The organism is Shinella sp. BE166 (assembly GCF_051201095.1).
In the GTDB taxonomy this organism is placed as follows: Bacteria; Pseudomonadota; Alphaproteobacteria; order Rhizobiales; family Rhizobiaceae; genus Shinella; species Shinella lacus.
The window spans coordinates 96,097-108,724 of the sequence record NZ_JBPEHL010000016.1; the positions used below are offsets into that span (position 1 = coordinate 96,097).

The 12,628-nt window shown below is 63.7% G+C and carries 13 protein-coding genes; 2 read left to right on the forward strand and 11 right to left on the reverse strand.

What is annotated here, in order from left to right; translation table 11 throughout:
- Positions 1-5: 5 nt before the first annotated feature.
- Complete coding sequence (locus J2Y63_RS28480) at positions 6-1,493, reverse strand: nucleobase:cation symporter-2 family protein (protein ID WP_435268877.1); 1,488 nt, start codon at positions 1,491-1,493, stop codon at positions 6-8.
- 713 nt (positions 1,494-2,206) lie between these two features.
- Between J2Y63_RS28480 and J2Y63_RS28485 the strand changes: the two genes are divergently transcribed.
- Positions 2,207-2,905 (forward strand): class I SAM-dependent methyltransferase, encoded by a 699-nt coding sequence (locus J2Y63_RS28485; RefSeq protein WP_435268878.1) that lies wholly within the window; start codon positions 2,207-2,209, stop codon positions 2,903-2,905.
- On the opposite strand, the gene J2Y63_RS28490 is transcribed toward J2Y63_RS28485, so the two are convergent.
- From J2Y63_RS28490 to J2Y63_RS28505, 4 genes are read right to left on the reverse strand one after another with little or no spacing between them, the layout of a single operon-like run.
- Positions 2,877-3,674, reverse strand: a complete 798-nt coding sequence (locus tag J2Y63_RS28490) for an ABC transporter ATP-binding protein (protein WP_435268916.1) — start codon at positions 3,672-3,674, stop codon at positions 2,877-2,879. The two genes, J2Y63_RS28485 and J2Y63_RS28490, sit on opposite strands and share 29 nt — an antisense overlap.
- 8 nt (positions 3,675-3,682) lie before the next feature.
- Positions 3,683-4,720: a FecCD family ABC transporter permease gene (locus tag J2Y63_RS28495; RefSeq protein ID WP_435268879.1), complete on the reverse strand. Its 1,038-nt coding sequence runs from the start codon at positions 4,718-4,720 to the stop codon at positions 3,683-3,685.
- Positions 4,717-5,721: a FecCD family ABC transporter permease gene (locus J2Y63_RS28500; RefSeq protein WP_435268917.1), complete on the reverse strand. Its 1,005-nt coding sequence runs from the start codon at positions 5,719-5,721 to the stop codon at positions 4,717-4,719. Before J2Y63_RS28500 ends, J2Y63_RS28495 begins: the two co-directional genes overlap by 4 nt.
- A 19-nt stretch (positions 5,722-5,740) precedes the next feature.
- Entirely contained in the window at positions 5,741-6,718 is a 978-nt protein-coding gene (locus tag J2Y63_RS28505) for an ABC transporter substrate-binding protein (RefSeq protein WP_435268880.1), read from the reverse strand.
- 222 nt (positions 6,719-6,940) lie between these two features.
- On the opposite strand from J2Y63_RS28505, the gene J2Y63_RS28510 reads away from it, so the two are divergent.
- Entirely contained in the window at positions 6,941-7,822 is an 882-nt protein-coding gene (locus J2Y63_RS28510) for a LysR family transcriptional regulator (RefSeq protein WP_435268881.1), read from the forward strand.
- 16 nt (positions 7,823-7,838) lie between these two features.
- Here J2Y63_RS28510 and speB read toward each other — a convergent pair whose 3' ends face one another.
- Genes speB through J2Y63_RS28540 form a run of 6 tightly spaced genes read right to left on the reverse strand, consistent with a single transcriptional unit; the run spans position 7,839 to position 12,610 of the window.
- On the reverse strand, positions 7,839-8,801 hold the full coding sequence (speB, locus tag J2Y63_RS28515; protein WP_435268882.1) for an agmatinase: 963 nt from the start codon (positions 8,799-8,801) through the stop codon (positions 7,839-7,841).
- Positions 8,802-8,811: 10 nt separating this feature from the next.
- Entirely contained in the window at positions 8,812-9,582 is a 771-nt protein-coding gene (locus J2Y63_RS28520) for a creatininase (protein ID WP_435268883.1), read from the reverse strand.
- A gap of 11 nt (positions 9,583-9,593) precedes the next feature.
- Positions 9,594-10,298 (reverse strand): SDR family NAD(P)-dependent oxidoreductase, encoded by a 705-nt coding sequence (locus J2Y63_RS28525; protein ID WP_435268884.1) that lies wholly within the window; start codon positions 10,296-10,298, stop codon positions 9,594-9,596.
- The gene (locus J2Y63_RS28530) at positions 10,295-11,041 is read right to left on the reverse strand and encodes an SDR family NAD(P)-dependent oxidoreductase (protein WP_435268918.1); all 747 of its coding nucleotides are present in this window, start codon (positions 11,039-11,041) and stop codon (positions 10,295-10,297) included. Before J2Y63_RS28530 ends, J2Y63_RS28525 begins: the two co-directional genes overlap by 4 nt.
- Before the next feature lie 5 nt (positions 11,042-11,046).
- Entirely contained in the window at positions 11,047-11,820 is a 774-nt protein-coding gene (locus J2Y63_RS28535; protein WP_435268885.1) for an ABC transporter ATP-binding protein, read from the reverse strand.
- 7 nt (positions 11,821-11,827) lie between these two features.
- A complete protein-coding gene (locus J2Y63_RS28540; protein ID WP_435268886.1) occupies positions 11,828-12,610 on the reverse strand; it encodes an ABC transporter permease in 783 nt (260 codons plus the stop codon).
- Positions 12,611-12,628: the final 18 nt, after the last annotated feature.

The following is a 12,628-nucleotide window of genomic DNA, read 5'->3' on the forward strand; positions in this document are numbered from 1 at the left end:
GGCGCCTAGTGGGCGGCTTCCGGGATCATCGGGATCTCGACACCCTTGGCGTCGTAGAGCCTGCCATTGAGGAAGTAGTCGCCGTCGTGCAGGCGGGCGATGTCCGTGTAGCGGATCGTTCGCTCCGTGCCCGCCACGAAGACGGATTGCTGATCGGAGTTGCCGGCCTTCACATGGTTGAAAAGCAGGTTGAGGACGATCGCCATCAGGGCGGCCGAACTGATGCCGGAATGGAAGATCGTCGCGACCCAGGCCGGGAAATGTTCGTAGAAACCCGGCGAGGCGATCGGGATCATGCCGAACCCGATCGACGTCGCGACAATGACCAGGTTCATATTGTTCTGGTAGTCGACCTTGGAGAGCGTGCGGATGCCGCTGGCCGCGACCGTGCCGAAGAGCACGATGCCGGCGCCGCCGAGGACCGAACTCGGCACCGCGGCCACAACGCGCCCCATGACGGGCAGCAAGCCTAGGATCACGAGGAACAGGCCGCCCGTCGCCACCACATAGCGGCTCTTGACGCCGGTGACGGCGACGAGGCCGACATTCTGCGCAAAGGCGCTTTGGGTGAACGAGCCGAAGATCGGAGCAAGTATGCTGGAAAGCATGTCGGCGCGCAGACCGTCGCCGAGGCGGCGGGAATCCACCTTCGTCTCGACGATCTCGCCGACCGCCAGAATATCGGCCGAGGTCTCCACCAGAGTGACGACGATGACGATCAGCATGGAGATGATGGCCGCGATCTCGAAGGTCGGATAGCCAAAGTGGAAGATCGTCGGCAGCGCGAAGACGGGACCGTTTGTCACTTGCGAAAAATCGGTCATGCCGGCGGCGTAGGCAATGCCGGTTCCGATCACCAGGGCAAGCAGGATGGACAGCCGCGAGATCGAAGCGCTGCCCACCTTGCTGAGCAGGAGAACGATGGCAAGCGTTACGGCCGCAAGCTGGATGTTCGACGGGCTTCCGAAATCCGGCGCCTTGCTGTTGCCGCCCATGGCCCAGAAGGCTGCGACCGGCATCAGCGTCAGGCCGATCGTGGTAATGACGATGCCCGTGACGAGCGGCGGGAAGAAACGCGTGATCCGCGAGAAGACCGGCGTAATCAGGAGGCCGATCAACGAGGCGACAATGACGGCGCCCAGGATGGACGGAATGCCGCCATTGCCGGAAATGGCGACCATCGTCGCGACCCCGGAAAACGAGACGCCCTGCACGAGCGGCAGGCGGCTGCCGAAGAAGGGCAATCCCAGGGTCTGCAGGATGGTCGCAAGACCGCCCGCAAAAAGCGATGCCGTCACCAGAAGGCCGACATCGCTGGGGCTCAGCCCCGCTGCCTGGCCGACGATCAGGGGGACCGCGACGATGCCTCCATACATCGTCAGAACGTGTTGCAGCCCATAGGCGATGTTGGCGCCAATGCCGAGTTTTTCATCTTCCGGCCGTGCGATGGCCGCACTGTCTTCATCTGCTTTTGCCAAGGTAAACTCCTCCATACCTTTGCCTGCGTTGAACTGTGAGGTGAGCCCCGTTTCTCTCAGGCGCTTCGGCATGGCCACGGGGGCACGGACGCATGCCGGAGCGTGTCTCACGCCTGAAGCTGATATCCGGGCGCCAGCCGACATGGTGCGGCAGGACAACCTGCCGGGGCGGTCAAATCGGCATCGCGCCGCCAGCCAACGTGATGGTTGGCCGCAAACGAACGACATGCCGATGGGCTGCCCCAAGTGCGAACAGAAGAAAAATCGTCAGGAAAGAGAGTATCAGCCGTCATGCCCACCAGCTTCCATAGTTGAACCGGCTTATGGCCGGTTTCGCCAGGACCCTGTTCCAGGAGGTGCGAGCTCCGGATCGTCATCAACATGCGTTGAGCGGGGCATTTCTGTGCGGGCCTAGACCAGCACTGTCACAAAGCTTGCATTCTCATGGTGGAGCCTGTCAAGGCGAGGTGCCGATAATTCATTCGTTCGACCACACGCATCACGCCGTGGTTCTGCACCTTCAGTGTCTCGAATTCAGCCAAATCCCAGGCGTGGCCGCGCTCTATGCGGCCCACCGCCAGCACCATCTTTTCGAAAAAAGCAAAACAGCTTCGGCGAAACCGACACAGGAAGCGGCTGCAAACGCGCGCCTTGCCGCATTTTGCACTTTTCGCAGGAGTGTCAGTATCTTAAAAGATTGGCACGGGAAAATTGCATAGGAGACTACGGTGAGCCAGGACCAGAAAACCATCACGACCTGGTATGTCGACCCGGACGCGGAAGACCGGATGTCGGATGGCCATGCGCCGATCTGGCGGCACCTCATCGAGCTGATCGTCGAGCGCGACCTCAGCCAGAAAAGCGTGATCGATTTCGGCTGCAACCAGGGTGGTTTGTTGCGGCATCTCTATGCGCTCCGGCCCTTCCGCAAGGCCCTCGGCATCGACATCGCCGAACAGTCGGTCGCCAAGGCAGAAGCCTTCAAGGGCAATATTCCCGTTCAGCATGCCGTCGGCGGAACGCTTGAGGGGTGGGTCGAGGAATTCGATCTCGCGATCAGCCACGAGGTGATCTATCTTATCGAGGATATCGACGCCCATGCCGCCGATATCTTCAAGGCGCTGAAACCGGGCGGTGTCTACTACGCCGTCACGGGTTGCCACACCGACAATCCGCTCTGGCCGAAATGGCGCGATCTGGTCGCCCAGCGCACGAACACGATCGTTCAGGATCGCTCGATCACCGACTACGCGAAGGCCTTCGCCAAGGCCGGCTTCCAGGTCTCCGCCCGCAAGCTGGAATATGATGGCTTCATTCCCTACTTCGCCGATGGGTGGACGCCGGATTTTGCCGATGCTCTCGACTATTACACACAGACGAAGATCGTCTTCCGGCTCGTCAAGAACCAGGCCGGTGCAGCTTCGTAAGCTCGACGTCGAAATGGGGTGGCTTGTCGGGCGCGACCTCGACGAAGCGGCCCCGCACCCGAAACGTCTTCTCGATCAGGCCGCTTTCAGCGAGCGCCTTGGGCTCGCCGTCGAAGCGTAGCTCACCCTTTTCCAGAAGGGAGATGCGGTCGCTGACGGCAATCGCCTGGTTGATGTCGTGGATCGCCATGAGGATCGTTACGCCACGCTCGCGGCTCAGGCGATGCACGAGGTCCAGCACCTCGACCTGATAGCCGATATCGAGGAAGGACGTCGGCTCGTCCAGAAGCAGAATACCGGCCTCCTGCGCCAGCGCTGCCGAAATCCATGCGCGCTGGCGCTCGCCGCCGGAAAGCTCCTGCAGCGTCCGATCGGCAAAGGCGGTCAGGCCCGTGCTCTCAAGTGCCCATTCGATCGCCTCCTCGTCCTTGCGGTCATAGGAGCGGAACAGGCCGACATGCGGAAAACGGCCCTGGCGCACAAGCTGGGCAATCGTCATCTCGTCCGGGGCCGCCGGCTGCTGCGGCAGGAAGGCGAGCTTCTTGGCGATGTTACGCCGCGACATGGAGGCGACCGCGACGCCTTCGATGTCTGCCCTTCCCTTCGAGGGCGTGATCAGCCCGGCCAAGGCCTGGAGCGCCGTGCTCTTTCCCGATCCGTTCGGGCCGATCAGCGCACGGATTTCCCCCTTCTCCATCGACAGGGAAAAATCGGCCAAGGCGCTGCGGCGACCATAGTGAACCGACAGTTGCGAGCAGGCGAGCGGCATGGGCGACCTCATGGAACCTTGCGCAGAAGCACGAGCAGGACGGGCACGCCCATGAGGGCGGTGACGACGCCGATCGGCACTTCTTCCGGCCCGCCGGCGAGCCGGCCGACCAGGTCGCCCAGCGTGACGATGACGGCGCCGAGAACGATGGTGAGCGGAAGGACCAGCGGGAAATGCCGTCCCGCGAGGAAGCGCGCCAGATGCGGAACGATCAGGCCGACGAAAACGACCGGCCCGACCGCGCCGACGGCACTGGCCGCGAGCGCGCAAGAGACGAGCAGGACGAAGGAGAACTGCTTTTTATAGGAAAGCCCGAAGGAGCGGGCGACGGCCGCATCGAACCGGAGCAGGATGAGCGGCCGGTAGATCAGCGGGAGCATTGCGAGGCCGACGATTGTGAACGGCAGCAGGAACAAGGCGTGATCCCAGGTCCTCGCATAGAGGCTGCCGGAGAGCCATTCGAGGATGATCTCGATGCGCGCCGAGCCCCATCCCGCAATCAGCCCTATCGCGACGGCGTGCAGCACCGCGCCGATGGCGATGCCGCAGAGCGTGATGCGCAGCGGGCTGAGATCGAGGCGAAAGGCGAGCAGATAGATGATGCCGCCCGCGATCATGCCGCCGATCATTCCGGCGGGCGGAAGCCAGGCGATGGGCAATTCGTTGACGGAATAGGAATCGGGATTGGCCCGATAGACCGTGAAGAGGAGGAACACTGTGACGGTGAGCGTCGCGCCCTGCGAGACGCCCATGAGCGAGGGATCGGCGAGCGGGTTGCGCGTGATGGTCTGGAGCAGCAGGCCCGCGAGGGCGAACTGCACGCCGGCGAGAAGGCCCGTAACGATCCGGGGCAGCCGGATATCGAGGATGATCGAGCGCGCTTCCGGCGACCCGTTGCCGGTCAGCGCCGACAGGACGTCATGGGCGGGGATATCGACGATGCCGAGAAAAACCGCGGCAACGAACGACAGGAGGACGAGCGCCAGCGCCGCCGGCAGGACCCAGCGGCCTGGCCGGCCGATCGCCGGGGCATCGTTCAGGCTCATGCCCCCTCCCCCTTGAAATCAAGCCGCCCGCGCTGGATGAGATAGATGAAGAGCGGACCGCCGAGCAGAGCGGTGACGATGCCGACCGGTAGTTCCTTGGGGATGGCGACGGTTCGCGCGATCAGGTCCGCCGCCGTCACGATCAGCGCCCCGATGGCGGCGGTCAGGCCGATCTCCAAGAGCGTTCCCCGTGGCCGGAGCAGCCTCGCGATATGCGGTGCGGCCAGGCCGACGAACGCCACGGGGCCGGCGACAGGCGCAACACCCGCCACGGGGCATATGCCAAGCAGCAGCAGGACCGGTTTCCACAAAGTGAGCTGCACCCCCATCGCCGCGGCGGAATGGTCGCTGAGGGCGAACATGGCGAGGACCCGATGGAGGAGCAAGGCGCCCAGCACCCCGATCAGCACCCATGGCAGCATTTGGAGCAGGTGCATCCAGGTCCGGCCGGCAAAGCCCCCGGCGAGCCAGAACAGCAGCGCCGTCGATTGCGGTCCCGCGAACAGCAGCACGTAAATCGTGATCGCGCTGAGAAACAGCGAGACGCTGACGCCGCCGAGCGCCAGATGAAGCGGATGGCTGTTGCCGCCCCGCGCCACCCAGAACGTCACCGAAGCCGCCGCAAGCCCGCCGACAAGCCCGACCAGCGGATAATAAAGCCCGGAAACCCAGGGCAGGAAAACGAAACAGGTAACAATCGGCGCGATCGCCCCGGCCGTAACCCCCGTGATGCCGGGATCGGCAAGCGGGTTTCGGGTGAGCGACTGGAGGAGATAACCTGACACGGCAAGCCCCGCACCCGCCGTCGCGGCGGCAAGGCTCCGCGGCAGCCGCAGGGTCCAGACCAGGATCGACTCGATCTTGCCATCGGGGCTCACGAGCGCCCGCAGGACCGCATCGAACGAGAGCGTCCGCGCACCGGGCATCAGCCCGGCCGCAATGACGAGAAGGGTCGCGACGACGATGAAGCCGATGGCTATCGAGGATTTGCGTGCATCCATCGTCGTCGCGGTCAATCGCTTATTTCTGGAGTTCGGCCGGGATGATCTTGGCCGCTTCCGCCTTCACGTCAACCTTGGGGAAGACATCCGGATAGAGATAATGGGCCGCCTCGCGCAGAACGATTTCGCGCGCGATCGGACCGTTGGTCTCGACCCACTGGTCGCCGACATAGAAGACCCGGTTGTTCTTGACCGCCGTGAGCTCCTTCCAGATCGGATTGTTCTCATGCGGACGATCCGGACCGTAATCATAGATGAACAGGACTTCAGGGTCCTTTTCGAGCATCGTTTCGAGGCTGAGATCAATGCCGAACTCGCCGCCCGGCGTCATGGCGCCGGCAATGTTCTCGCCGCCGATGGCGTTCACGATCGAGGCAGACGTGTTCTCGTCATGGAAGGCGAACGGCACCTCGCCGCCCCACATGATGGCGTAGCGGGGATGCGTGTCCTTCGGCGCCTTGGCCGCAATCTCGGAGAGGTGCGCGCGGAAATCCCTGTTCAACTCGACGCCGCGCTCGGGCTTTCCGAGAACCTTCGCCAGCGCTTCGATTTCCTTGTCGCTGCCGTCGAGCAGCTCCATGTTCCAGGCAACGTAGGGCGCGATCTTCTCAAGCTGCGGCGCATTGCCGACGGTGTAGCGGCGGATGGCGACGATGAGGTCGGGTTTTGCTTCCGAGAGCAGTTCAAGGTTCGGCTTCGCGCGCTGGCCGATCTGCGTCATGCCCCGGGTTAGGCCGAGCAGGAATTCCGGCGGACGATCCGCCACCATGTAGGTGCTCGCCACGGGCTTGATGCCGAGTGCGAGCGCCACGTCGTCGGCGAAGAACGAGATCGATGCGATCCGTTTCGGGTGGACAGGGATCTCCACCTCGACGCCACGGTCGTCGGTGACCTTCTGCGTCGCGTCCTCGGCAAGGGCGGGCATGGCCGCAAGGCAGACGGCGAACGCGCCGGCCAAAACAGCGCGCCTGCTCGGCAAGGCAAAACTGGAAAACATGGTTCTCTCCCTCGATCAGTGATGACAGTGGCGGACCGCAGGCTGCGCGCACCGTTGCGCAGAATGCATGCTGCCGCCCGGCAGGAAGCCCGGCGCGCTGTGATCACGCCGCTTGCGGATATCGGTCTTCAAGACTGGGCTTCCCGGATAATTCTTGTCGCTCCAGGAGAATGTGGATAGATATAGTCAACTTATTTGCAATCGAAAGATTCTCACGCCGGCATGAGAAATCCTCAATCCAACCGCATCAAACTGCCGCCGCTGGCGACGCTTCCGGCCTTCTCGATCGCCGCGCGCACGGGCAGCCTCACGCTGGCGGCGCGGGAACTGCATCTGACACCCGGCGCGATCAGCCGGCAGATCAAGTCGCTTGAGGATACGCTCGGCGTCCAGCTGTTCCATCGAAGGCACAACGCGATTTCGCTCACGGATGCGGGGCGGCAGTACCTGATCCATGTGAATGCAGCGCTGGCCACACTGGAAAACGGCACGCGCGCCCTCTTGCCGGATCGCGTGCGCCTGGTGATCCAGGCGCCGATCACGCTGGCACGGCGCTGGCTCATCCCGAGGATCGGCGCCTACCTGCAGGAAAACCCCAGCGTCGATCTCAACATCCAGTCGCTCGCGCTCGGCGCAAGCGATGTGCCCGATGTCACGATCAGCTATACCAGAGGCGCCGACGAAACCCGGTTTCCCTCCGCCTTCCTGCTCGACCGGACGGTCGCCGTCTGTTCCCCGCTCCTGATCGGCAGCGTGGCCAAAACGGTAACGCCGGAGGCGCTGCTGGACCTGCCGATCCTGCTCGACACCGCGGATGCCTGGTCGTGGCGGCGCTGGTGCGAGGCGGCGGGCATTCCCTTCCGGCCGCGCAGCGGAAGCATCACCTTCGACACCGACGAAGCCTCCATCGACGCCTGCATGACCGGCCTTGGCATCGGCCAGGCAAGTCCCTTCCTGATCGAGAGGGAGTTGCGCGAAGGCCAACTCATCCTGCTCCGCCCGACGATCAACCCCATCGTCGGAGCCTACGAGATCGCCGGATCAACCCCGACCGGCCGGGCGGTCGGATTCAACCAATGGCTCCAGACCTCGCAGGCGGCGTGACGTCTGATCTTCGTCGTCAACGCAGGCGGCAGCGGTCGACCTGTCTTGCCATGACGCACATCAGTTCGAAAAGGATGGTAGCGCCCGCGATCGCGGTCATGCCGGCGAGGTCGAATGGCGGGGACACCTCCACGACATCGGCGCCGACAAGGTTCAGACCATCGAGGCGCCGCACCAGGTCCTGAGCTTCCCTGGTCGTAAAGCCGCCGATTTCCGGCGTGCCGGTGCCTGGCGCCATGGATGGATCGATCGAGTCGATATCGAAGGTCACATAGGTCGGCACGTCGCCGACGATGTCGCGAACCTCGGCCATGACGGCCTCGGGACCGCGCGCGCTGAACTCCTCCATATAGATGATGCGCACACCCTGCGCCTTGGCCCAGTCGTGTTCGTCCGGCGAATAGATAGAGCCGCGAATTCCGATCTGCACCACCCTGCGGGGATCGAGCAGGTTTTCCTCGATTGCGCGACGGAACGGCGTGCCATGCGTGTACGGGTTGTCGCCGAAATAGGTGTCGTTGGTGTCCGAATGCGCATCGAAGTGGATGAGGCCGACCGGCGCTTTCCTGGCGACCGCCCGCAGAACCGGAAGCGTGGTAAGATGATCGCCACCGACACAAAGCGGCAGTGCACCAGCGTTGACGATATCCGCAACACCGCCCTCGATGAGCTTCAGGCCATCGAGGAGATCGATCGGATTGACGGAAAGGTCGCCGACATCGGCAATATTGGCGATCTTGAACGGCTCGGTCTTGAAGACGTGATGGGTGCTGCGCATGAGGCTGGACTGGTTGCGGACTTCGCGCGGGCCATGGCGCGCACCGGCCCGGTTGGTCGTTCCGCCGTCCCAGGGAATGCCGGCGAGCGCGATGTCGAGCCCCTCGGCCGAGGCGACGGCGGGCAACCGCATGAATGTCGCATGGCCTGCAAAACGCGGCACCTTGGCGGCATCGACCGGCTGGTGGAATTTCTCTCCCATGATCAAAGTCCTATTTGAATTCTTCGTTGATGATGTCGACCATCCGGCCGACACAGTCGGCCAGGAGCCATTCGCCCTTTTCCGCCGTCGAGCCGTCCGTCATGGACAGGACCCCGGACGGCGGCACTTCGACGGGCGGTTTGGGAAAACGGTCATAGGGCCGGAATTGTGCCGGCCCGTCATGCAGGGCTCGGTCGAGATCGACGAGGTCCGGCCGGATCGCCAGCATGAGGGAGGTTTCAAGGACGCTCGCATGCTCGAGTTCGATGCCGGGATAACCATCGGGGAAGATGCGCGCGATGGTCTCGGGCCGCGCGAATTCCCAATGATCCATCCGCAGGATCGTCAGGCCATCCGTCTTGTCGCGGCCGATGGCGTCCAGCGCCAGCTCGATACCCTCGATCGAGGGCCAGATGTTTTCGTAATGTCCGTTGAGGACGACGATCCGCCGGACCTTCTGGCGATAAAGATCGACAAGGATATCCCGCACGACGAGCGAGAAGGTATGGGCCGACAGATTTATGGTGCCAGGGAAGGCCGGACCGCCGCCCGAACGCGGCTGCGAACGATTGCCGTAAGGCACCGTCGGCGCGACCAGGCCACCCACCGCCCTTGCGACGCGCTCGCAGATCGCCGTGGGAATGACGACATCCACGTTGAGCGCCATGTGATGACCGTGCTGTTCGGTGGCGCCGAGTGGCAGGAACACCGGTGCGCCCGCGGCAATTTTCGCTTCGGCCTCGGGCCATGTGTGGTCCGCCCAAAATACGGATTTGTTCATCTTGTTTCTCCCTAAAACATTGCCGCGCCGCAATTGGCGCCAAGGCATTGACCCGTAAACAGCATGGCACCCGGCCCTGCCAGGAAAACGACGCTCGCGGCCACCTCGTCCGGACGGCCGATCCGGCCAAGCGGATTTGCTGTCTCCGCGGCCTTCTGCTCGGGCGTGAGATTGCCGAAGTCGAGAAGCGGCGTGTCGGTGGGGCCGGGTGCGACGGCATTGACCAGGATGCGGGGCGCAAGCTCGCGCGCCCAGGAGCGGGTGAGGCCAAGAAGCGCCGCCTTCGTGGCGCAGTAGACCGAGGCATTGGCGCGACCGAGATAGGCGAGTTCGGAGACGATGTTGATGATCCGCCCACCCTCCGGCATGTGCGGCAGGCATTCGCGCGCCACCAGGATCGCACCCCGCACATTGACGGAAAACATGCGGTCGATATGGGCGGCATCGATGTCCGCAAGCGCCTTCTCTTCGAGGATTCCGGCATTGTTGACGAGGATATCGACCCGGCCAAGGAGCGCCACCACATCGGCCACGGCCGCTCTCACGCTTTCTTCGATCGTCAGATCGCAGGCAATGATCTTCGTGCCATCGTCCGGTACATCGCGGTCGAGCCCCACCACCGTCGCTCCGGCCGATTGCAATGCCAGTGCACTGGCGCGACCGATGCCGCGCGCCGCGCCGGTGACAATCGCGGTCTTTCCCTTCAACACGTTCACCACGGCACTTCCCCCCTATCCACACCAAGCGACTGGCCCGTAATATTGGCGGCACGGTCCGAAGCCAGGAACAGGTAGGTCTCCCGCATGTCCTGCGGCTCCATCAGCCCGTCGAGAGCCTGGCCGGCGACGATCTCCCGCAACAGTCCGTCCTCGTCCGTCTCGCGGGCGGCGGCCATCAGGCCAAGGGATCGCATCGAAGCTTCGGTGCGCACCCATCCGGGGCACACGGCGTTGACGCGAATGCCGAGTGGCCCCAGCTCCTTCGCCCAAGTCTTGGTCAGCCCGATGATCGCGTGTTTCGACGCGACATAGGCGTCGAATTGCGCCTCCGCCACGCGGCCCCAGATGGACGCCGTGTTGACGATCGCGCTGCCCGGCCGCATGCGCGCGATCGCGCGGCGGGTCACGATACCCGTGCCGACGACATTGATCTCGATGACGCGCCGGAACGTGTCTTCGACACGATCGCTCTCGGACACCAGAGGCGTCATGCGCTCATAACCCGCATTGTTGACCAGGACGTCGATCCGGGAAATCGCGCCAAGTGCCTCCTCGATGGCATGGGGCTCCGTGATATCGGCCCGGTGGGCTTGCGCGCCGAGTTGGCGCGCAGCCTCGAACACGCCCTCATCATCGGCGATGATATGGACGTCCGCGCCCTCGCTGGCGAACCCGCCTGCTACTCCGAAACCGATCCCCCGGCTCGCTCCGGTTATGACGACAGTCCTGTTTTCGAACATGCCGGTCACATCATGTCTCCTGTTTCGTTGCGGATGAGATGGAGCACATGGTTCCTGAGCTCGAAGAAGGCGGGAGACTCGCGGATATCCAACGTCCTCTCCGCCCCCAGCCGCGCGACAACGTCGATATCCGCGACGACGCGCGCCGGCCGGCGGGAAAACAGCACGATGCGGTCTGCCAGGAACACGGCCTCTTCCACATCGTGGGTGACGAAGATGACGGTCTTCTGCTCGCGGTTCTGGATGAGCCGCAGCTCCACCTGCAGGCGTTCGCGCGTCAGGGCGTCGAGCGCGCCGAAGGGTTCGTCCATGAGGAGCACGTCGGAGCCGGCGGCAAGCGTTCTCGCGATCGCCACGCGCTGGCGCATGCCGCCTGAAATGCGGTTCGGATAGGCGCGGGCAAAATCCTCAAGCCCGACGAGCTTGAGATAGTGCTGCCGGCGCCGGGCCTTTTCCCCGGCAGTGAGATCGTTGCGATAACGCATCCCGAAGCCGATGTTTTCTTCCACAGTGAGCCAGGGGAAGGACGAATAGGACTGGAAGACCATGCCGCGCCGGCGGTCGGGTTTGTCGACGACCTCGGATTCCAGGCGCACGCAGCCGGCCGACGGCGTATCGAGGCCCCCGACCATGCGCATGAGCGTGGTCTTGCCGCAGCCCGACGGGCCGAGGAAGACGATAAACTGGTTGCGGTCGATCGACAGGTTGGTGCGCGAGACGACATCCACCGGCCCGAATGCCTTGGAGACATTGTCGAAGTGAAGATAGTTCTGGGTCATCCTGGCCTCACAGATAGCGGAAGACGCGACGATGGATCATGCGCAGCAGCTGGTCCGTGACGAGGCCGATCAATCCGATCACGACGACGCCCGCTATGACCTCGGGCGTTTTGACGAAGCGCCGGGCGGTCCAGATGATGTAGCCGATGCCGGAATCGGCCGCGACGATCTCGGCGATGATCACGTAGGTCCAGCACCAGCCGAGCGTGATGCGCATATTGTCGAGCAGTGATGGCGCCATGGAGCGCAGCGCGACATCCCGCATCACATGACCGGAGTTCGCCCCGAGCGTGCGGGCCACCTCGACGAACTCGTTCGGCACGCGCCGCATGTCGTCTGCGACGAACAGCACGAGCTGGAAGAACGTGCCGAGCCAGAGCAGGAATATCTTGGTGGATTCCCCAACACCGAACCAGATGATCGACAGTGGCACGAGTGCGGGCACCGGGAGATAGCGAACGAAGTCGACGATGGGCTCGAGTGCTGCGCCGACGATGCGGTAGCTGCTCATGAGGATGCCGATCGGGATCGCCATGACGGCCGCGATGAGAAACGCGCCCCAGACGCGGGCCGCGGATATTCCCGTATGGTACAGCAGGGACTGATTGGTGATCAGGCTCCACAGGGCGACGAAGACGCGGCTTGGCGCCGGCAGGAACTGCGGACTGATGAGACCGCCGCGCGCGGCGGCCTCCCAAACGAGAAGCAGGGCCGCCGCGGCCAGCGCACCGACGGTGGCCTCGACCAACGGGCTCGACCTCGCCCGGAAGACGAACAGGTTTGTGAACATGAATGGACCGGAAAGGTT

Bases quoted from the DNA above. Each gene is read 5' to 3' on its own strand.
- J2Y63_RS28520 (WP_435268883.1), bottom strand. From the start codon at position 9,582: ATGAACAAATCCGTATTTTGGGCGGACCACACATGGCCCGAGGCCGAA.
- J2Y63_RS28500 (WP_435268917.1), bottom strand. From the start codon at position 5,721: ATGGATGCACGCAAATCCTCGATAGCCATCGGCTTCATCGTCGTCGCG.
- J2Y63_RS28510 (WP_435268881.1), top strand. From the start codon at position 6,941: ATGAGAAATCCTCAATCCAACCGCATCAAACTGCCGCCGCTGGCGACG.
- J2Y63_RS28540 (WP_435268886.1), bottom strand. From the start codon at position 12,610: ATGTTCACAAACCTGTTCGTCTTCCGGGCGAGGTCGAGCCCGTTGGTC.
- J2Y63_RS28490 (WP_435268916.1), bottom strand. From the start codon at position 3,674: ATGCCGCTCGCCTGCTCGCAACTGTCGGTTCACTATGGTCGCCGCAGC.
- J2Y63_RS28505 (WP_435268880.1), bottom strand. From the start codon at position 6,718: ATGTTTTCCAGTTTTGCCTTGCCGAGCAGGCGCGCTGTTTTGGCCGGC.
- J2Y63_RS28530 (WP_435268918.1), bottom strand. From the start codon at position 11,041: ATGTTCGAAAACAGGACTGTCGTCATAACCGGAGCGAGCCGGGGGATC.
- J2Y63_RS28480 (WP_435268877.1), bottom strand. From the start codon at position 1,493: ATGGAGGAGTTTACCTTGGCAAAAGCAGATGAAGACAGTGCGGCCATC.
- J2Y63_RS28535 (WP_435268885.1), bottom strand. From the start codon at position 11,820: ATGACCCAGAACTATCTTCACTTCGACAATGTCTCCAAGGCATTCGGG.
- J2Y63_RS28495 (WP_435268879.1), bottom strand. From the start codon at position 4,720: ATGAGCCTGAACGATGCCCCGGCGATCGGCCGGCCAGGCCGCTGGGTC.
- speB (WP_435268882.1), bottom strand. From the start codon at position 8,801: ATGGGAGAGAAATTCCACCAGCCGGTCGATGCCGCCAAGGTGCCGCGT.